Raw genomic sequence first — 20944 nt, 5'->3', positions numbered from 1 at the left:
GCAACTGTTGGCGACCGGGCTGGATGGTGAGCTTAAGAAGTTATGTTTAAAATTTACTTTCAATTCTATTTTTCAAGCGCCATAAACAAACATCAATACTTTATAAAGTTGCAATATTAAAGTATATACAAACTATTGCGCGATATCCTCACCCCCTGCACAGATACTTTCTCTCTGCGCAGGGGCTCTGATTGATGCGGGCGCGCGATTGCGCCCTGCAGAAACCGGAGACTATTGCGGTAACCGCAAAGCGCTCCAGAAGCCACGCAACTGTGCGGTCAATTCTGCATAGAGACCGTAGCGCCGCCCATAGTGCGAGACTTGCGCAGCATCGGGCCGGTAAGCATTCGCAACCCGTGTCATCGCCGCAACCGCCTCCTCATAATCAGGATAAAGCCCAATCGCCACGGCCGCGCCAATGGCCGCACCGAGCGCGCCCGTCTCGCGGGCTTCCGCGACACGCAGAGGAATTTCCAGAACATCCGCCATGATCTGCGGCCAATGCTGGCTGCGGGAACCGCCGCCGGACATCACGGCGCTTTCCACCGGCAGTCCCGCTTCACGCAGGACGCCGATATGGCGGCGATGTTCGAAACACACCCCTTCGAACAGGGCCCGCAACATGTGACCTTCGCCGTGCCATCCCGCGAGACCATAAAAGCCGCCGCGAAATTCCGCACCCAGTCGCGAGCCGAAAATGAACGGATGGAAGAACGGATCGTCGGCGCGGGGTGTGACCGAGCCGACCAATTCGTTGCAGCGCTCGAAGGCGTGGTCGCCATGGTCGCCGCGAACACGGTGCACGTACCATTCGAGGTTGGCGGCGGAGGTGGCGCTGGATTCGATATTGACATAGCGGTCACGGCCGAAGGTGGTGACCATGAAGACATCGGGACTGATGACCGGTTTGTCCGCGAAAACCTGATTGATGCTCCAGGTGCCGGCGATGATGGAAGCTTCCCCGGCATTGATGACCCCCGACCCCATGGCGCTGGAGACCACATCGAAGAAACCGCCGATCACGGGTGTGCCTTCGGACAGTCCCGTCATAGCCGCAGCCTCGCCCGTCACATGGCCGACGATGTCAGCCGATTCCACGCGACGGGGGAAGAACGCGAACGCGTCCTCAAGATCGTAAAGCGACAGAAGCTCACGGTCGAGCCGCGCTTCCGGCAAGGCAAGCAGCCCCGCGCCGCTGAGATCGGAAATATCATTGGCAAGGCACCCCGTCAGGCGGAAATTGACGAAATCCTTGCAGAACAGGACCGTACCGGTCCGGGCATAGAGATCGGAGGCATGTCGCTTCACCCAAGCCAGTAGGCTGGGTGTCTGCGCGGGCCATGGCCGTTGCAGGCAACGGGCCTGCAATTGCGCTCCGCTTTTCCGGTCAAGCTCGGCCGCCACATCGGCAGCACGGCTGTCGAGCGACTGAATGCCAATCAGAGGCTGCCGGTCCTTGTCCAGAAGATAAAGACCATTGCCGTGGCCGGCGCAGCCCACTGCCAGGATGCTGCGGGGATCGACGGACGATTTCACCAGAAGCTGGCGGATCGCCTCGCAGCCGTTCCGCCACAATTCCTCGAGATCGCGCTCGACATAGCCGGGCTGGGGGAATGTCGACTGTCCGTCGATGGCGTGTTGCGCAACCTGCCGGCCTTCCGTGTCGAACAGCACGGCCTTGATGACCGTGTTGCCGACATCGAGACCCAATATGTGATTTTTGTCAGCCACGATTATAGATATCCCATGCTTCCTCACCACCCGCACCCTGATGGATGATGGCCATCAACGCCGCAACGACGGCCTTGGGATTGTCGTGCTGGTAGATATTGCGCCCGTAGACCATCCCGTTCGCACCTTCGGCCACCAGAGCCGCCGATTTCGTAAGCACGTTACGCAAGTCCTCACGCCCCCCGCCCCGCACCAGCACCGGGCACCGCGCGGCTTCGATCACCTTGTGAAAATCGCGCGGATCGCTGGTCGGATCGGCCTTGATGATATCGGCTCCCATTTCCGAGGCAAGACGCACCAGCGTGACGATCTTTTCGGCATCGCCATCCACCTGATAACCACCGCGCACATCATTGGGCAGCATCACCAACGGCTCGATCATCAGCGGCATACCGAAACGATGGCAATCTGCCCGCACACGGCTGATGTTTTCCACACATTGACGAAACAGCTCCGGCTCATCCGGCAGCATGAACAGGTTCACGACGACGCAGGCGGCGTCCATTTCCAGCGCACCGATGATCGGGTCCTGATAGTTCTGGAGCTGCGACCACATGGTTCTGTGGCGCGTGGAATTGTAAGGGTTACCCATGTCGATACGCATGACGAGGGCCGGCTTGTCGCGCTCCGGCCTCTGCTGCAGCAGATCCGCCTGCCCATAGGCCATCTGTATGGCATCGGGACCGGCCTCGACCAGCCTGTTCACGGTCTGCGCCATATCCTCCAGCCCGATGAGGAAGCTCGGCTCGTTGCAAACCCCGTGATCGATGGCCACATCCAGGCAACCGCCATTGCGGAACAGCCGGTTCATGCGCGCCTTTTTCGAAATCCGCATCATCATGCATTCTCCTTGCATCTGTGTTGAAGCATTGCCGGCGTGACCCCATAAAAAGTCTCCAGCTCATGGATAAGCCGCTGCCGTTCCGCCGCCGCCTGGGTGGCCGGCCAGCCCAGCTCGCGGGCCGCAACGGCGAGGATAGCGTCGATCAGATCGGCATCGATGACGCCGGTGATGGCGAGCGTCGTGCGCCGCAGGGCGAGATCAGTCAGGTGGCGCACGTGTTCGAATCGGATCAGCCAGACCACCTCCGCGGCCGTGATCGGCGATTTTTCTGAAAGCCGCACATCATCCGCACGATCCCGGCAAAAGCCCATCAGATCGAAGGCACGGGAGCCGTAAGCCAGGGCCAGATGCTCCGCCCGGTCTCCGGCAATCGAAAACTCCTCCGCCAGCAAGGCGGGCAGGGTGCTGGCACCGGTGGGAAAATGCCTGCCGCCGCCGATCGGGCGGTCCATGGTGCCGGTCAGCCGCCGGCGTCCAAGAAAGGCCAGAACCTCGTCGGTCACCTGTTCGCCAAAAGCCCTGAAAGTGGTCCACTTGCCGCCGATCATGCAGAGCTGCGGCGGATCGCCCGCAACGCGGTGGATGAAATGGCTGCGGGAAATTCTTCCGGTAAAGGCGGCATCGCTGCGCGGCAGCGGACGTATGCCGCTGAAACTGAAAACGATGTCGGAATGGGCGATGGCAATCTGCGGAAAGACCTGCCGGATCGCATCCAGAATATAATCCCGTTCCTCGGGCTCGCAGCGCACCCGCTCGGGGCGATCCACCTTGATATCGGTTGAACCCGCGAGAACCCGGCCGAGATAGGGAAAGAGGATACAGACGCGATTATCGTCATTCTCGAAGAAGATCATATGGCCGTTCAGGGCCTTCAAAAGCGCCTCGTTAGCGATAATCAGATGCGATCCCTTGGTTCCGGAGACAGTCGGTTTTGCTTTCTCCGCCATTGGCCCGGCGGTCAGCGTGCCAATCGTCTCGTCGATCCATGCGCCGGTTGCATTGACGACGATCCTTGGGCGGACGGGCAGGGCTTCATCCACGCCCTCCAGTCGAAGACGATACTCGTCGCCAATACGGACAAGCTCCGAATAGTTGAGCGCAATGCTTTGCGGCGCATCGGCACGGGTGTCGATCAGAAGCTCCAGCGCAAGCCGCTCGGGCTGGCTGATCCACGCATCGTAATAGGTGGCCGAATATCTGATCTCGGGCGTCAAATCCGGCCAACGCTGCAAAGTCCCAGACGCACCGCGAAACGCATGACGGGGCAGGATACGGTTTTTGCGGGTGACGAAATCATAGAGCATCAGACCCGCCTTGATGGCGAGAGCGCCCCGGCTTGCGGGTTTTCCGCCGGAACCGGCAAAGGTTGCCGCCGCGTTGAACAGGCCGCTGAAAGTCGAAAAAATCGGGATCGTGGTCGGCAGCGGATGAACCATATGCGGCGCGAGCCTCAGAAGCGCATCCCGCTCCCGCAAAGACTCTGCCACGAGGCCGAATTCACCGTTTTCGAGATAACGCAGGCCGCCGTGGATCATGCGCGACGGTGCGGCGCTGCAACCGGAGGAGAAATCGTTGCGCTCCACCAGCAGCACCCGCAGCCCCTGCAAGGCGAGATCGCGATAGGCGGCAATTCCGTTGATGCCGCCGCCGATAACGACGGCATCGAAATCACCATCGAGCCGGATGCGGCGCAGAGCGTCCTCGCGAAAATTGGGCATAGAAATACCGTTCGCCGGCTGATGACCAGCGTCCCAATGTTGTTGACCGTTTAAAGCGACGTGAGAGACGGGACGAAAATGATGCGCTGTTCGCCTGAAATCCCGTCTCAGCCTACATAATCAGGTATCGAGCCCCACAAGATGCTCCGCGACACCGGCGCTGATGAGCGCCAGCTCACTCTCCGTAAGGCGAAGACGCGCCGCGGCAGCGTTTTCGACCGCCTGAGCCGGATCGCGCGCGCCGCACAGCGAGAATGTTATGCCCGGTTGGGCAATCGTCCAGGCGATCACCACCTGTGCGACCGAAGCCCCGTGGGCGACCGCCACCGGTTCCAGCACGCCCATCAGCCGAGCAATCTTCTGACGGTTCGCCTGGCTGAAGCGCGGGTTGCCGTGGCGCTGGTCGTCGTCCGCAAAGACCCGTTCAGGCCCGACCTTGCCCGAGAGGAGACCGAGCGCCAGCGACGAATAGCTGAGAACCGAGACATCGTTCTTTCGGCAAAGCGGCAGCAGCGTCGTCTCGATATCGCGCTTCACCATGGAATATTCTTCCTGAATGGCATCCAGCGCGCCGGTGGCGATATAGGCTTCGAGATCGCCGGGCGAGACGTTGCTTGCCCCGATGGAGCGGATCTTCCCCTCCTCTTTCAGCCGCACCAAAGCCCCGACCGTTTCGGCAATCGGCGTCGTGGCGTCCTGCCAATGGGTCACGTAATGATCGATATAGTCGGTTCCGAGCCGTTTCAGGCTCTCTTCGACCTCGTGCCGGATGGAAGCGGCACCGAGATAACGGTAAACGGGCTTGCCATCCTGATGGAAGAAATAAGCACCCTCATTCACATGCCAGACGAGCCCGCATTTGGTGACCAGCACCACCTTCTCGCGCCTGCCGGCAATTGCCTTGCCGACGATGGTTTCCGCAAGCCCCATGCCATAGGCCGGTGCCGTATCGATGAGTGAAATACCCGCATCGATGGAGGCCTGGATGGCGGCGATGGATTGCCGCTCGTCGGTGCCGCCCCACATCCAGCCGCCGATGGCCCAGGTGCCGAGCCCCACGGCGGATGCGCCGATGCCGCTTCTGCCGATCGTCCGGGTCAATATTGCATTGTCCGTCACGCGGTTTCCCCTCCTTCATGATCCAGTAAATAGCCGGCTATCGCTTCGTCCACGACGAGCGAGGTCAGATAGCGGCCGGCAAGCGTGGCCGCCACCGGTCCGGCCTTGATGGCGCCTGCCGCCACACCGATGATATTCGGGCACCGGGCAAGCTGCCCGGGGTCCAGCGCCACCACGCGCGAGTTGAGATCGATGCGCGCCAGCTGTCCGTCTGCCATGGTGAGATGGGCGAGAAACTCGCCGGCAATGCCCGCATCCACCAGCGCCTGCCCGCCACGGGCCGCATCCGGCAGAAGATCGTAATAGCCGGAGCCCGGAGCCTCCACGGAGCCGATGCCGACCAGCGCCACCTGCGCCTGCCGGGCCAGATCGAAGACCTCGCGGATCGATGCGACATTCATCAGCAGATCGCGCTGTTCCTCATCCTCGGCAAACAGCGGCGCATGAACGAGCGATGCGCTGCCGCCGAGTTTCTCCGCCAGTTGCGTGGCGAGATGATTGACATCCGTATAGTGCTTGCCCTGCACGCCGCCGGTCAGCGGCACCACCCGCACATCGAAACGACGCTCCGCCTCCAGATTGTCGACAACGGCACTCACCGCCTTCCCGCCGGTAATCGCAATCACGTCACCGTCACGAATGGTCTCCAGCAAGTGGTTGGCGGCCACCCGACCCACCATCTGCAAGGCGGTTTCCGGATTGTCGGAGACCGTCGGCGTTACCACCGACTGCCTGAGGCCGAAACGGCGGGTGATCTCGTTTTCGAGGTCCACCAGCCTCTGATAAGGACTGGCGATGGTGATCTTCACCATGCCCGCCTTGCGGCCGGCCGCAATCATGCGGTTCACCTTGGTATGGGAAAGATTGAGCCGCTCGGCGATTTCCGACTGCTTCACACCCTCGATGAAATGCAGCACCAGGACGGAATACATCTGCCTCTGTTGATCGAAATCGTCCTTGATATCCAGCATGGTCGTCTTTCTCCAGTTACCCTCGGGCGAGCGAAGGGCGCTCAACGGCGGCGCCTGACCAGATAGTGGTCGAACAGGACCGCAGTCAGCAATATGCTGCCCCTGATGATGTCCTGCCAGTAGACAGACACATTGAGCAAGGCAAGCGAACTGGAAACCACCGAAAGAAGGATCGCCCCAAGGATCGCGCCGAGAATGGTGCCCGAGCCGCCCGAAAGGCTCGCGCCGCCGATGACCGCCGCCGCAATCACGTTAAGTTCCATGCCGACGCCGAAGCTGGGCTGGGCAGAACCGAAGCGAGCCATATAGATAACACCTGCAACACCGCACAACATCGAACAAAGCGTGGTGGTGGCAAACACCACCCGGCCGACGCGGATACCGGAATATGCCGCGGCCTTCGGATTGCTGCCGGTATAGAACACCTTGCGGAAGGCGGTCGTGCGCCGCAGCAGCAGATCGAAAGCAACAACCACCACCGCGAAGATGATCAGCACCAGCGGAATGCCGCCAAGCGCGCCCTGACCGATGAACTTGAATTCCGGCGGCAGGGAATAGAGGCCGAGCGGCCGCCCGCCCGTCGCCAGCAGGCACACACCGCGCGCAATCACCATGACGCCCAGCGACACGATGAAATGATGCAGACCGATCACCGTCGTCAGGAATCCCATGGCCATGCCGATCAAGGTCGTAAGGCAGATCGCCAGCCCCGCCGCCACCCATGGGTCGACGCCATTAAGGAAGAGCCAGCCAGCCGCCACCATCGCAAGTGCGGTGACGGAGCCGACCGAAAGGTCAATACCGCCGGAGATCAGCAGGATCGTCATGCCCACCACGACGATGCTTTCGATGGCGAAGACCATGGCCATGGCCCGCAGATTGTCCACGGTCAGGAAATACGGGGATATGAAGGACATTACCGCAAAAAGCGCGAGGATGATGACGATCAGCCCGGTTTCCCGCGCCTTGAGCGCCGGCTCCCACCAGGCGGTGCGGCGAACCGCCGTCTCAGCAAGGCTTGAAGGTGTTTCCGATGTTGCCATTTTCCCGCTCCCTCAGGCCCTTTCCGGGCTATGCACAATATTGATCGATGCGAGCTGCATGATCTTTTCCTCCGTCATGTCGTCGCCCTCGACCTCACCCGCGATGCGCCCCTCGCGCACAACCAGCACGCGGTCGCTGACGCCGATGAGTTCCGGCAGTTCCGAGGATATGACGACCACACCGACCCCCTCGCGCGCCAGTTCCCGGATCTGGCGGTGGATTTCCGCCTTCGCCCCCACATCCACCCCGCGTGTCGGCTCATCCAGAAAGATGACCTCCGGCTCCACCGACAGCATCTTCGCCAGCGCCACCTTCTGCTGGTTGCCGCCGCTCAGGGTCGATACCGCATCGCCGATGCTGTTCGCCCGCAATTTCAGCCGGCGTCCCAGCTCATCGGCGCGCTTCATTTCCTTGCGCCGTTCGATGAAGCCCATGCCGTTCGATACCCTGCCGATATCGAGCGCGGAGACATTCGAGGCGATGGACATATTGAGGAAAAGCCCGTCCCCCTTGCGATCCTCGGACAGATAGACCAGCCCCTCGCGGATGCTGTCGCGATAATCCTTGAGCCTCAGCGGCCGGCCGCGCAGCGTAACCTCGCCTCTCGGCTTCCCCTCTAGTCGACAAACGGCCCGGGCGATCTCGCTTCTTCCCGCACCGATCAGCCCGGCAAGCCCCAGGATTTCGCCGCGGCGCAGATCGAAATCGACATCGAAAACCCGCTTTCCTTCATTGAGGCCCCGAACAGAGAGAATGACGTCATCCGATTTTTCATCCTCCGAAAGCTTTGGCGGGTAGAGCTTGTCGAGAACCCGTCCCACCATGCTGTTGACGACTTCCTCGGGGGAAATATCGGCAATATTCTCCGTCCTGATATGACAGCCGTCGCGCATGACCGTGATGCGGTCGCAATGTTCGAAAATCTCCGCCATACGATGCGATATATAGATGATGGCAATGCCCCGTTCCGCCAGCCGGTGCATGATCCTGAAAAGGGTCTGGGCTTCGGTCTCGGTCAAAGCCGCCGTCGGCTCGTCGAGGATCAGGATACGGCAATCGAGTGTCAGCGCCTTGGCGATTTCGACGATCTGCTGTTGCGAAATCGACAGGTCTCCGGCCCGGCGGGCGGGATCGATATCACCGATTTCCCGCAGCACAATTGCCGCCCGCTTTTCGAGATCGCGATAGTTCATGAACCAGGAGCGGCTTTGGCCCGTCTGCGACATAAACATGTTCTCGGCGACCGAAATCTCCGGGCAGAGCGCGATCTCCTGATGCACGAAACCGATGCCGAGCCGGTTCGCCGCATTGGGCGAGGAAATCTTGACCGGTTTGCCATCCAGCACGATTTCCCCGCCATCCGGCTGCAGAATGCCGTCGATGATATGCATCAGCGTCGACTTGCCGGCGCCGTTTTCACCCGCCAGCGCATGGATTTCGCCGCGCCGCAGCTCTAGTGCCGCATTGCGCAGCGCCCGCACGGGGCCGAACGCCTTGTGAATATTCGTCATGCTGAGGATGACCTCACCCATAACGCCCTCCCGAACCTGCTTCCCCTTGTGGCCGGCGAGGCGCAAACCTCGCCGGGTCCCGAGCGACGCGTCAGCGCCCCTTCATATAGTCGTTGAGATCGAAGGAAGCGGCGTTCGCCTTGGTGATGACAGCGAAACCATTGTCCATCGAAGGAACCTGCATCGGGTTGAAGCCGGAAACCTTATAGTCGTTGAACGGATCGATCAGGTCCGAATGGGCGCCCAGAAACGTGTTCATGAAACCCATGAAGCCCTGAACGCCCTGATTGGGATTGATGGACATGTAGATATTGCCCTGCTTGATGTGCTCCAGCGTGGCCGGGGTGATATCCGCATGCAGGATCAGGACCTTCTTCTTCGCCTCAAGAACGGCAGCCGTCGCGCCTTCGGCCGAACCGGCTTCGGGAATCCACAGGGCACCCAGATTGGGATTGGCCTGCAACAATGCGCCGACGGCCTGGTAGGCAAGGTTCGAATCCTGATTGGTCGCCTGGCGGCCGACCAGCTTCATCTGCGGATAGGTGCGCCCCATATAGTCGATGAGGGCCGTGACGCGCAGATCGTGATTGCTCTGCCCCGGATTTTCCAGAACGGCATATTCACCTTTTTCGCCGAGTTTCTTGACGATTTCATCGGCCGCGAATTTCGCCTCGGCAACATTGTCCGAGGTGATATAGGCGGTGCGCTTCGACTTCGGAGAATCCGCCGCAAAAGTCGTCACCGAAACGCCGGAACCGATCGCCTTGTTGATCGGTTCGATAAAGGGATCGGCCTGCATCGGGTGCAGCAGGATGCCCTTCGGCTTCTTCACCAGTTCCTGCTCGAAAGATGCGATCTGCTTGGTGATGTCATATTCCGGGGTGCCGGTGAAAACGGCCTCGCAGCCGAGCGCCTTTGCGGCCTGCTTGAACCCCTCGAAGACCGGCACCCAATAGGGGTGGCTGGAAACCATGACGTTCATCACATAGGTCTCACCCGGCTCGCAGGCAAATTTGCCCGCAGCAGCGGTGGCCTGCGAACCGGCACCAGCGGCAATCGCCACGGCTAAAACACCCGCGGCAGCGGTCGATTTCAGAAAAGCCAACATATTCCCCTCCCAAGGACAATGACTTAGTCCGCAATAAATTTTATTCGATGTAATTTATTGCATACGAATTGGGATAGCCGGAAACCGAGCGGCCGTCAATGCTGCTTGAATTTTATTTTATGATGTGAAATTTATTTCAATTCATGCGGTAGGATGGAGAATACGGCTTCTCGTAGGGGAGCTTCGACGCAAACCGGGGCCGCAAGGCACGGAAGCGATGACCGGCGCCTAATCGGCGCCGAGCAAATAGAGGATGAATTTATAGAGGACATAGGCGCCGACAAGGGCGGGAAGAAAGTATATGAAGGGATGGATTATCGCCATATCGAACGCGCCCTTTCCAGATCGGCTAGGTCGTTGCCAACTGAATGAAGCGAATGGCATCACCGACAGTGGAAAGACTGTCTGCGGCAGCATCGGGAATTTCGATACCAAATTCCTCTTCGATCTCCATGACGATCTGAACAACCTCAAGCGAATCGGCATTCAGATCTTCGGAAAAATTAGCTGTATCGACTATTTTATCATCAGCTATTCCGAGCTGCTCGCCGATGATTTTTGTCACCCGGTTTCTTATCTCGGATACTGCGGTATCTGTCGGGGCCGAAAAACTCACCATCTCGATTCCGACTTCCTGTTTTCCCTGCCGATGCCATCCGAGATCCATCGATAGAAGGCGAAAATGCCTATCGCGAAGACAAAAAGGGATATGAGGCTACCCAGGTTCGACATTGCTCTCTCATTTCTCCCCCCGATAAAATCTAAGCTTCGGAATGAGTGACCTGCAATGAAGATTTTGTAATTTATTGTTGCCCGCAACCGGCTTTTAGACCGCTCTCTGCCTCGGAACTTTTCCGGCTTTCATGAATTGTATCCGGCTCGCAGGCGCACTCCGGTGACATAGACAATGAAATGGATTGCCGGTCCGGCACCACGTAGCGCAGACCGCTTTGGTCTGAACCAAATAGGTCTACGATATCTGACCTAGCCCTGCCGAACGGGCAATGGACAGTAACCTCCAGATTGCACGCACCGAGCCCTAGGCCTTAAAACAGTTCTCCCGGTGCCATTGCAAGAAATGTGGATGAGGCCTCTCGAATGACCGAGCTGGCACGATTGCCCGGCCAGACTTGTTAATCAGATGAAAAATGCTTTCCGGATCATTGGCCTGGCGGGAAACGATAATTTCGAGGCTATCGGACAGGCCGATCAGCCCGCGGTCGAACATCCAGTGAGCCGTGCCTGAAAGGGCGATACCGTTGCTTATGATGTCGGGACCATTTGCCTCGACAGGACGTATGTGCGCAGCGTCAACTTCTGCCCGCCCGCCGCCATTGATAAGCTTCAGGCCTGTAATTGCGCATCTCTTGTCATAAGCCTGCAAAACCAGCCGGCGAAACAGGCGGTTTCGAACAAGACGCGAAGAGAGCATCGTGACACGCTCCCGCTCTTCCTCCAAGACGAAGGGCGTCTGAGGCTCGTCTTCGAACGCCAGTGGGCCTCCCGTTTCCTCCGGCTCACCAAGCCGCGGTAATTCCACTTCAAGCTCCGCCAATCCAATAGAGACGATGCGATTAAAATCTGCCGATGATATCGAGCGCACGGCCGCCTGCGCACGGCCGGAAATCCGGCCCTTATCATTCAGCAACCCGCGCTCGACAATTCCATCCTGCCCACCGAACGCAACAGGATTGACAAAGTCGAGGTAGCTTCCTGGCTCGATCAAAGCCAGATACATCCCGGAAGCCTTGGGGTCGGCAATGACTTCGGCTACTTTGGCGACAGCAAAATAACCACGCGTCGCTACAACCTTGCGCGGCTCGTAATAAATGATCCAATCACCGACGCAGGCTTGCACACGTCCGAGATATTGGCTCGGAAACTGATATTGCTCCGCCGGACTGTCGTCGTAGATTGAATCTGACCGATGAATGAAAACCCCGAATCCCATGTGCGAATATTAGCATCAACGCGACGGGTAAGTGCAACCTGGTTTTGTATTATCAATCAAAATCAGCTGTGATCTCCAGATCGCATCACTCGTTTCTGAGCGTATCCGGGATAGAGTTTGGCAATAGATCGAGGCCCGACGGCGTTTGCCAAAAGCAGCGAAAATTTTCCTCACATCTCTCACGAGAGTCATTCAGCAAGCATCTTGCAATTTCGCGTGCCGCCTATAGCGGCACCATGCTCCGTACCGGAACCAACACATCGTCACGGAGTACCTCACTCTTGACATCCTCTCGCAAACCCTGTTTATACGCATAAGCAGTTAATACGAATTAGCAGTCGGCAGGAAACGAGGTTTCGATGGTTAGGCGCTTGACGCAACGGGACATTGCGATCTTCGCGGGGGTCAGCCAGGCGACGGTTTCGCTCGTGCTCAACGAGGCGAAATCCGCTGAAGGCCGTATCCCGCCTGAAACGCGGGAGCGAGTGCTGAAGGCCATTCGGGACACGGGTTATGTGGCGGACCCCATCGCGCGCAGCATGGTCAAGGGCGCCAACCGGATTCTGGGTGTTTTTACCTATCAGCCGGCTTTCCCGATTGCGCAGGCGGATTTCTACACGCCTTTTCTGATGGGAATAGAGGAGGAAGCGGAGAGGTTGGGCTACGACCTTCTGCTGATGACGGCTGCGGCGCGCGACGACAACGGGCGCAAGCGTATCTTCGGGGAAACGGGGCGGCTTCGACTTGCAGACGGGTGCCTCATTCTGGGCAGTCAGTTCGACCGTGATGAGCTGGCCCAGCTGGTTGCCGGTGACTATCCCTATGTCGCAGTCGGTCGTCGTGACGACGCCGGCGGGCCGGTGCGTTATGTTGGCGCGGATTACGTCACAGCCACGCATGCTCTTGTCCGAGAGGCGCTTGTCGCCGGCCATCGCCGCTTCGCCTTTATCGGCGCGACGGGCCCGGCGGAATCCATCAGCGACCGCTGGCGTGGTTTTCTCGCCGCAATCGAGGGCGCGGCGGAGTTGGTCTATTCCCACGAAAGCGAAAATGGCGATCCGGCCGAGCAACTGGCCGCCGTTCGCGCCAGCGGAGCGAGCGTCGTTTTTTTTGCCGAAGTGGCCGAAGCGGTGGTCTTCGACAATCAGGCCCGCGCCCAGGGGGTGGGCGTCCCCGGCGATCTTTCCATCGTGGTGCTGGGCAGCGGCACGCGCACGTATACGCTCCGGTCGCAACGCGTCTTCACCTCCTATGCCATCCCTCGCGAAGAGATGGGCAGGCAGGCGACCTCCATGCTGGTCGAAACCCTTACCAGCCCCCCCGGCCCCGTACGGCAGATACTGCTGGGCTGCGACATCGTGGGGGGCGAAACGCTTGGCTCCCCAAATCAAAGCCCAAATCAAGGAAAGAGAACCTGACGTGAGAGAATACAATGCAGATATTCTTGTGGTTGGCGGCGGGCTTGGCGGCGTGGCCGCGGCGCTTGGGGCCCTGCGCAACGGTCGCAGCGTTATCCTGACAGAAGCGTTCGAATGGATTGGCGGCCAGCTGACCAGCCAGGCCGTGCCGCCCGACGAGCACAGCTGGGTCGAGCAGTTCGGCATCACCGCCAGCTATCGCGCCCTGCGCACGGGCGTACGTCAATATTACCGCGACCACTATCCGCTGACGGACGCCGCCCGGGCCGATCTGACGCTCAACCCCGGAGACGGCAATGTGTCTCGCCTGTGCCATGAACCACGCGTTTCGCTGGCGGTGATGGAGGCAATGCTTGCCCCTTACGCGGCCGGCGGCAAGCTGATCATCCTCAAGCCCTATGAACCAATCGCCGCGGAGACCGACGGCGACACCGTACGGGCCGTGACGCTGCGCCATTGCACTACGGGCGATCTCATTTCCTGCTCGGCCCACTACATTATCGACGCCACCGAACTGGGCGATCTGCTGCCGCTGACCGCAACCGACTATGTCACGGGTTTCGAGGCTCAATCCGAAACCGGCGAGCCGAGCGCGCCGGCCGAAGCGCAACCGGACAATCAGCAAGCCGTCTCTATCTGCTTCGCCGTCGATCAGGTTGACGGCAATCATGTCATCGACAAACCCGCCCGGTACGACCACTGGCGTCAGGTTGCCCCCGAATTCTGGGGCGGCCCGCTGTTGAGTTGGGACTCGCCCAATCCACGGACGCTGGAGCGCAGCCGCCGGTTCTTCGATCCCAACCCGGTCGACAACGCAACGCGCGACGTTGCCGACCAGCGTCACAGCGCCGGCGATATGAGCCTGTGGATATTCCGCCGCATTGCCGCCCGCCACACATTTCGGCCCGGCGCTTATGCCAGCGATATCTGCCTCGTGAACTGGCCGATGATCGATTATTTCGAGGCGCCGATCATCGACGTTACCCCCGAACAATATGCCGAGCGGCTGGCCGACGCGGCGAGCCTGTCCTATTCCATGTTCTACTGGATGCAGACCGAGGCGCCTCGCCCGGATGGCGGTCAGGGCTTTCCGGGCCTGCGCCTGCGCGGCGACATCACCGGCACGGAGCATGGCCTGGCCATGGCGCCCTATATCCGTGAAAGCCGTCGAATTCGTGCCCTGACCACGGTGGTGGAACAGGATCTGTCGCTTGCCGTGCGCGGCGATCGCGGCGCGGTGCATTATCCGGACAGCATCGGTATCGGCATGTACCGCATCGACCTGCACCCCTCGACGGGCGGCGATAACTATATCGATGTCGGCGCCTGCCCATTCGAGATTCCGTTGGGTGCTCTTATTCCCCGCCATAAAACGAACCTGCTGGCCGCAGCCAAGAATATCGGCACCACGCATATCACCAATGGTTGTTACAGGCTGCATCCGGTCGAATGGAACATCGGCGAAGTGGCCGGCATGCTGGCCGCCTATTGTCTCGACAAGGGCGAGACCCCGCATGGCGTGCATGCCGATAAAAAGCGGCTGGCGGAGTTCCATACCCATATTGAACGCCAAGGGGTGGAGCGCCATTGGCCTGATATTCGCGGCTACTAGCTAATACGTATAATCTGGGAGGATTATTATGCGCAGGAGTATAGTGAAAATTGCAGTGGCCGGTTTTCTGGTCACATCCGGGCTGGTTTCGCCGGCTTTGTCGCAGGAATTGCGGATGGCCATCTGGAGCGCCAACGAAGCCCATCTGGCCCTGTTCAACGAGATCGCCGATGAGTTCGAGGCGAGCCATCCCGGCGTCAAGATCACCTACGATTCGCTTGCCTACGAAGGCTATGCCACCACTCTGACCACCCAGATCGCCGGCGGCAATCCCCCCGATCTGGCCTGGCTGTTCGACACGACCGCGCCCGACTTCATGGCGGCCGGGGCGCTTTATCCCCTCACCGAAACCTTTGCCAATACCGAAGGTTACGACATGGGCGACTTCCCCCCGGCAACGCTCACCGCCTGGTCGTATGAAGGGGTACAATATCTCTATCCATTCTCGACATCGCCCTTCGGCGTCTTCGTCAACAACGACATGATCCGGGCGGCAGGCGCAAAGACGCCCGCCGAGATGATCGCTGCCGGCGAATGGAACTGGGACAATGCCATTGCGACGGCGGCAAAAGTCGCGACGACCGGCAAACAGGGATTGATCATTCGTGATTTTGAATACAAGGCGTGGGAGAATCTTGCCGAAGTCTATACCGGCTGGAACGCCTATCCCTGGTCGAAGGATACCAAGTCCTGCGCTTTTGCCAGCCCGGAGATGGTTGACGCCATGCGCTTCATCCACGATGCGATCTTCGTGAAGAAAGCCATGCCGGGACCTGGCGTTTCGGCCGATTTCTTTGCCGGGGATGCGGCGATGACGACCACCCAGATCAGCCGCGCATCGCTGCTGCCGAAAGGCGACAAGGCCTTCGACTGGGATCTCGTGCCGTTGCCCACGGGGCCTGCCGGGGACTATGCCGTTACAGGTCGCGCAGGCATTGGCGTCATGGCCAGCGGCAAAAATCCCAAGCTCGCGGCGGAATTCCTGGCGTTTTTCTCCTCCAAGCCTAATGTAGCCAAGCTTGCGCGCTTTTTCCCGCCGGCACGGCAAAGTCTGCTCACCGCCGATGTGCTCGCGGCCGCCAACCCATTGCTGTCGCGCGAGCAGATAGAGGCCGTGGTCATTCGCGGCGTCGCCACCGGTCAATCGACGCAGCAGGTTCTCAATTTTGCCCGGCTGCAACAGACTGTCCGCGCTGGCCTCGACGGTCTCTGGCGACCCGATGCCGATGTCGCGGCTGTCCTGCAAGCGCTTTGCAGCCGTCTTGACCCATTGCTGGCAGCCAATTGACGCTTCGCAGTCATCCAGTGGATGCGAAAGGCAGAAGGAAGAAGAGCCATGACGCTTGCCCTCCAAACAGCGCAAACAGAGGCCCGGCGCGGTTTCTGGACCATGGCGCGGCGTGACGCCGCGATCGGATATCTGTTCATCGCGCCGCAACTCGTCGGTATCGTCGTTTTCGTGCTCGTTCCGCTGGTGCTGGTCTTCTGGTATTCGCTGCATGAGTGGAACGTGCTGGCGGGATCTTTCCGGTTTACCGGCCTTGCCAACTACCAGAAGCTGCTCAGCGATCCGGCCATTGGCGAAGTGATGGCCGTGACCGCCGTGTTCTCCGCCGGACTTGCCCTGCTCAATATGAGCCTGGCGCTGGGACTTGCCTTGCTGTTGAACCAGGAGCTCGCCTTCATGACACTGTTCCGGACGCTGTTCTTTTCGCCGGTGGTGGTGTCGCTGGTCGCCTGGACAATCGTCTGGAGTTTCTTGCTGCAGAACAATGGCGGCATCAACGGCCTCCTGCAAACGATCGGTGTCGAGGGTCCCAACTGGCTGCGCCATCCCACGACAGCGATGATCTCGGTCATCGTCGTGCAGGCGCTCAAGAATCTCGGCCTCAACATGATCCTGTTTCTCGCAGCACTGCAGGGCGTGCCGCGGGAACTGTTCGAAGCCGCGCGCGTCGACGGAGTACCGCGCTTCAAGCAGTTCTATCGCATTACCCTGCCGATGATCAGCCCGACGATCCTGCTCGCCTCCATCGTCACCATCGTCGGCGCGTTGCAGGTCTTTGCGCAGATCATGATCCTCACTCAGGGCGGGCCGGGTTTTTCCACGACAGTTCTTGTCTATTACCTCTATCAGCAGGCCTTCCAGTTCTACCTCTTCGGTTACGGTTCGACACTCTCCATCATCCTGCTGGTCATTGTCGGCGCTCTCACATTCATCCAATGGCACTTGCGCAGAAAGTTCGTATTCTATGAAAACTGAACTCAGCCCACGCGCGCAGGCGCTGATCTATTTCATACTCTGCGTGCTGCTTGTCCCCTTCGTCTTTCCGACCTGGTGGATGGTGACGTCGTCGGTCAAACCCGTCAGCCAGATATTTGCCTTTCCGCCGGATATCTGGCCGCGCGCCTTCGATTTTTCGTCCTATTCCGACGTTTTCAGAATACAGCCCTTCGCGCTGCAATACTGGAACTCCGCCTATATCGCCGCAATCGTCACCATCGGCACCATGGCAGTGGCGTCGATGGCCGGATATGCCTTTGCGCGCATCAGGTTCCCCTTCGCCAACGCCATCTTCATGGTGGTGCTGGTGGGGTTGCTGATCCCGTCCGAAGTGACGCTGGTTCCGCTGTTCCGGATGTTTCTCAAATGGGGCATGATCAACACGCACTGGCCGCTGATCCTGGTGCCGATCTTCGGTGCGCCGGCGGTCTTCGCCACCTTCATCATGCGCCAGTTCTTCATCTCCCTGCCCGTGGAACTGGAGGAGGCCGCGCGGGTCGACGGCCTCGGCCGGTTGAAGATATTCTGGACCATCGCTCTGCCGCTTGCCCGTCCGGCGCTGGCCGCCGTTGCGATCTTCACATTTCTCGGCAGCTGGAACCTCTATCTCGAACCCATCGTCTTTCTTTCCAGCCCCGACAGGTTCACTCTGCCCCAGGCACTGACACAATTTACCGACGCCTATGGCGGACCGATGTGGAATATCCAGCTTGCCGCCGCAACGATGACCGCCATCCCCGTACTCGTCGTCTTCATCGTTGCGCAGAAACAATTCGTCGAAGGCCTCGCCCATACCGGGCTCAAAGGCTAATCGAAAGGCTGACCCATGGCACCCGTTACCCTTAGATCCGTCAAGAAAAGCTATGGCGCACTCGCCACCATCCACGGTGTCGATATCGATATTGCCGATGGCGAATTCGTTGTCCTCGTCGGCCCTTCGGGCTGCGGCAAATCCACCCTGCTGCGGATGATCGCGGGCCTTGAAACCGTGACCAGCGGCGATATCTCGATCAGCAGCCGTGTCGTCAACGAGATCGAACCGAAAGACCGCGACATCGCCATGGTCTTCCAGAACTACGCGCTTTATCCGCATATGAGCGTGGCCCGAAACATGGCATTTTCGCTCGAGCATCGCGGCGGCAGCAAGGCCGAGATCACTGAGCGGGTAAACTGGGCAGCGGAGATATTGGGGCTGACGCCATTGCTCGAACGCTTCCCCCGCCAGCTTTCCGGCGGGCAACGGCAGCGTGTCGCCATGGGCCGCGCAATCGTCCGCAATCCTCAGGTTTTTCTGTTCGACGAACCGCTCAGCAATCTCGATGCCAAGCTGCGTGTGGTGATGCGCGGTGAAATCAAGGCGTTGCACCAGCGTCTCGGGGTCACGACCGTTTATGTCACGCATGATCAGGTGGAAGCCATGACCATGGCCGACAAGATCGTGGTGATGAATGCCGGACGGGTCGAGCAATGCGGGGCGCCGCTCGAGCTTTATGACCGGCCCGCCAATCCCTTCGTCGCCGGCTTCATCGGTTCCCCGGCGATGAATTTCATCAAGGGACGACTTACCGCCGTCGGCTTCGAGGCTGACGGCGTCGTCCTGCCCCTCCCGCCCGGCCCTGCCACAGGCGAAGCGATTTACGGCATCCGCCCGGAACATTTCGAACTGGTCAACCATGGCCTCACAGCAACCGTTTTATTGGTGGAGCCGATGGGGTCGGAAACGCAGGTCACGATGATGATCGGCGATCACCAGGTCATCGGTGTCTTCCGCGAGCGCGTCCAAGCGCAGCCGGGCGCAACCATCCAGGTTCAGCCGGATCTGGCATCGATCCACCTGTTCGATGCCAGAACCAGTCAACGGCTCAACTAGCGGACCGCGCGCCGTGACATCGCCTGAATGCAATGATCGCGGAATCGCAGCGCAAGACAGGATTCAATGATTAAAAATCACTGCATGTGGGAGGCGTTTGGCGTTGAACCTGGGATAGACAGTATGAAATCGACGTGTCAGGTGTTGGAAAATCGTAATCGGAGGGAGGCACAAATTCGCACTAACGCAACGCGCCGTAATATCGGTCTGGTCCCTTCCCTCTTGCTCGCCGCCGGGCTGATATTCCAGGCAACGATGGCATCCGGCCCGGCCCAGGCGGCGGAGAGCGTGACCGTTCCACCTTACGAACCTGCCGTCGGGACTGAGCTTCATTATCGGGTTCAAAAGACGACCGAGACCGATATGTCGCTTTGGTTCGACAAGCCGGAAGCATCGTCCGTTGTCATGCGGGGCGATTTCCGTCAATCGGCAACGGTCCTGTCGCGGAACGACGAGGGGATGCGGATGAAGTGGAGACTTTCCGCAGACATTCCCCCGGATGCGACGGGTGCTGCGGATTCCTATGCGATGAACGCCATGTTCCGCAATTCGCTCGCCGCTTATGGTGTCGAGGAGCTGGAATTCGACGCGGATCCGAGCGGTGCTCCGGCGGCGCTTATCGGCGCCGATCAGATCATTGCCAATATGGAAATGCTCCTGTCCACGTCCTCGTCGGATAACACGGCCTCCCGCATGCTCCAGACCGTTAAAGGTAATCCTCTTGTCGTTATCAACGTGCTTGCGCCGGAAAGCATGATCCTTGCGCTCGGGCAGTCCTCCGAAGCTTTCACGACAGATATCGGGCAGGAATGGACGGTTGCGGGAAGCGAAGAACTGAAGGGGGTGCTCGTTCCGACAAGCACCGTCTGGAAACTCGAAGCCGCCGACAAGGCCCGGCAAACAGCAACATTCAGCGCGACGGTCACCTACGATCCGGCTGCCCTGCTGCAATCCCAGCAATCTTCGATCGATGGCATGATCGCAAGCTTCGCAGACCGGGCGAAACAACTGACCGATGCGCAACTGGCGCAAGCCAGAAGCGCCGGCAAGTCGCGGACTGTGACCTATGTGAATTCAACACGCGACGGCTCGACAATCGAAGTGCTGGAAAACACGGTCGCAAGTGTTGGCGGCATGAAGGTCACCGTGGGTGTGCATATCTGGCGAGAGGATCAGCCACCGGTCCTGCCCGCGCCGCATGCCTGGACCGCCGAGACCCTGTCTGGCCAACGCGTTGAGCCGCTACCCAAAAACAATACGCAGGCTTCGATCGATATGGACCAGTACCGCCCGAAGGCCGACGCCGATACCACTTCCTCTCCCAACCAGAATGAGGGTGGCAAGACCCCTGCCGACAGCGGCGGGGACATTGCACCGATTTCGCTCAAGGTCGCAAAGGTGAAAACCTCGGTCGATCCCGTTGCCGGACCTGCGGTGGAAATTGCCTTGACACCGGAAAGCGCCAAGGCCTTCGAGGATTTCACACGCGCGGCTCTCGGGCAGAAGACCCAGTTGCTGGTTGATGGAGACGTCATCTTCGAACCGGTCGTGAGAGAGCCGATCATGGGCGGCAACGTCACCATCAGTGGCCTTGATTCAGCGCAAGCTTTGGCCGTCGAACGGAAATTGTCGTCTTCCGAGGCCACGATCATTGTGCGGTTGGCTGTTGGTTTCCACGCGGAACTGAGCCGGTTTTTCCACCGAGAAGTGAGCCACCTCTGAGTATGGTTTTCTGATCAGGCTTTGGTCAAGGGGTTGGCCTT

General features: G+C 59.6%; 17 protein-coding genes. 7 read left to right on the top strand and 10 right to left on the bottom strand.

The window, feature by feature from the left end; genetic code table 11:
- Positions 1-231 precede the first annotated feature (231 nt).
- The 10 genes from ACQZ5N_RS05810 to ACQZ5N_RS05765 all read right to left on the bottom strand — a co-directional run bounded on the left by ACQZ5N_RS05810 (position 232) and on the right by ACQZ5N_RS05765 (position 11997).
- On the bottom strand, positions 232-1731 hold the full coding sequence (locus tag ACQZ5N_RS05810) for an FGGY-family carbohydrate kinase (RefSeq protein ID WP_448732379.1): 1500 nt from the start codon (positions 1729-1731) through the stop codon (positions 232-234).
- On the bottom strand, positions 1724-2566 hold the full coding sequence (locus ACQZ5N_RS05805; protein WP_448732551.1) for a class I fructose-bisphosphate aldolase: 843 nt from the start codon (positions 2564-2566) through the stop codon (positions 1724-1726). The genes ACQZ5N_RS05810 and ACQZ5N_RS05805 overlap by 8 nt, the downstream gene beginning before the upstream one ends.
- A 2-nt stretch (positions 2567-2568) precedes the next feature.
- Positions 2569-4293: an FAD-dependent oxidoreductase gene (locus ACQZ5N_RS05800; RefSeq protein ID WP_448732378.1), complete on the bottom strand. Its 1725-nt coding sequence runs from the start codon at positions 4291-4293 to the stop codon at positions 2569-2571.
- 120 nt (positions 4294-4413) lie between these two features.
- On the bottom strand, positions 4414-5412 hold the full coding sequence (locus ACQZ5N_RS05795) for an aldo/keto reductase (RefSeq protein ID WP_448732377.1): 999 nt from the start codon (positions 5410-5412) through the stop codon (positions 4414-4416).
- Positions 5409-6383: a sugar-binding transcriptional regulator gene (locus ACQZ5N_RS05790; RefSeq protein WP_059757988.1), complete on the bottom strand. Its 975-nt coding sequence runs from the start codon at positions 6381-6383 to the stop codon at positions 5409-5411. The genes ACQZ5N_RS05795 and ACQZ5N_RS05790 overlap by 4 nt, the downstream gene beginning before the upstream one ends.
- Before the next feature lie 41 nt (positions 6384-6424).
- A complete protein-coding gene (locus tag ACQZ5N_RS05785) occupies positions 6425-7426 on the bottom strand; it encodes an ABC transporter permease (protein WP_127755445.1) in 1002 nt (333 codons plus the stop codon).
- Positions 7427-7438: 12 nt separating this feature from the next.
- Entirely contained in the window at positions 7439-8959 is a 1521-nt protein-coding gene (locus ACQZ5N_RS05780; protein ID WP_448732376.1) for a sugar ABC transporter ATP-binding protein, read from the bottom strand.
- A 70-nt stretch (positions 8960-9029) separates the two neighbouring features.
- Complete coding sequence (locus tag ACQZ5N_RS05775; RefSeq protein ID WP_035264955.1) at positions 9030-10046, bottom strand: substrate-binding domain-containing protein; 1017 nt, start codon at positions 10044-10046, stop codon at positions 9030-9032.
- A 349-nt stretch (positions 10047-10395) separates the two neighbouring features.
- Positions 10396-10665, bottom strand: coding sequence for an acyl carrier protein (locus ACQZ5N_RS05770; RefSeq protein ID WP_269831003.1), 270 nt, complete (start codon positions 10663-10665; stop codon positions 10396-10398).
- A 420-nt stretch (positions 10666-11085) separates the two neighbouring features.
- Entirely contained in the window at positions 11086-11997 is a 912-nt protein-coding gene (locus ACQZ5N_RS05765) for an HNH endonuclease (protein ID WP_425645814.1), read from the bottom strand.
- Positions 11998-12356: 359 nt separating this feature from the next.
- On the opposite strand from ACQZ5N_RS05765, the gene ACQZ5N_RS05760 reads away from it, so the two are divergent.
- The 7 genes from ACQZ5N_RS05760 (at position 12357) to ACQZ5N_RS05730 (ending at position 20903) form a co-directional block, all read left to right on the top strand.
- Positions 12357-13415 (top strand): LacI family DNA-binding transcriptional regulator, encoded by a 1059-nt coding sequence (locus ACQZ5N_RS05760; RefSeq protein ID WP_448732375.1) that lies wholly within the window; start codon positions 12357-12359, stop codon positions 13413-13415.
- Position 13416: 1 nt separating this feature from the next.
- The gene (locus tag ACQZ5N_RS05755) at positions 13417-15027 is read left to right on the top strand and encodes an FAD-dependent oxidoreductase (protein WP_448732374.1); all 1611 of its coding nucleotides are present in this window, start codon (positions 13417-13419) and stop codon (positions 15025-15027) included.
- 28 nt (positions 15028-15055) lie between these two features.
- On the top strand, positions 15056-16315 hold the full coding sequence (locus ACQZ5N_RS05750) for an ABC transporter substrate-binding protein (RefSeq protein WP_035264965.1): 1260 nt from the start codon (positions 15056-15058) through the stop codon (positions 16313-16315).
- Between the two features lie 48 nt (positions 16316-16363).
- Positions 16364-17290, top strand: a complete 927-nt coding sequence (locus ACQZ5N_RS05745) for a carbohydrate ABC transporter permease (RefSeq protein ID WP_448732373.1) — start codon at positions 16364-16366, stop codon at positions 17288-17290.
- Positions 17280-18122 (top strand): carbohydrate ABC transporter permease, encoded by an 843-nt coding sequence (locus tag ACQZ5N_RS05740; RefSeq protein WP_059758010.1) that lies wholly within the window; start codon positions 17280-17282, stop codon positions 18120-18122. Before ACQZ5N_RS05745 ends, ACQZ5N_RS05740 begins: the two co-directional genes overlap by 11 nt.
- 15 nt (positions 18123-18137) lie before the next feature.
- Complete coding sequence (locus tag ACQZ5N_RS05735; protein WP_448732372.1) at positions 18138-19181, top strand: ABC transporter ATP-binding protein; 1044 nt, start codon at positions 18138-18140, stop codon at positions 19179-19181.
- A gap of 66 nt (positions 19182-19247) precedes the next feature.
- On the top strand, positions 19248-20903 hold the full coding sequence (locus tag ACQZ5N_RS05730; protein ID WP_448732371.1) for a SecDF P1 head subdomain-containing protein: 1656 nt from the start codon (positions 19248-19250) through the stop codon (positions 20901-20903).
- Positions 20904-20944: the final 41 nt, after the last annotated feature.

It is taken from the genome of Agrobacterium sp. 22-221-1, assembly GCF_053522445.1.
The sequence above is the reverse complement of the archived record's forward strand: the minus strand, read 5'-3'. Positions and strand labels throughout refer to the sequence as shown.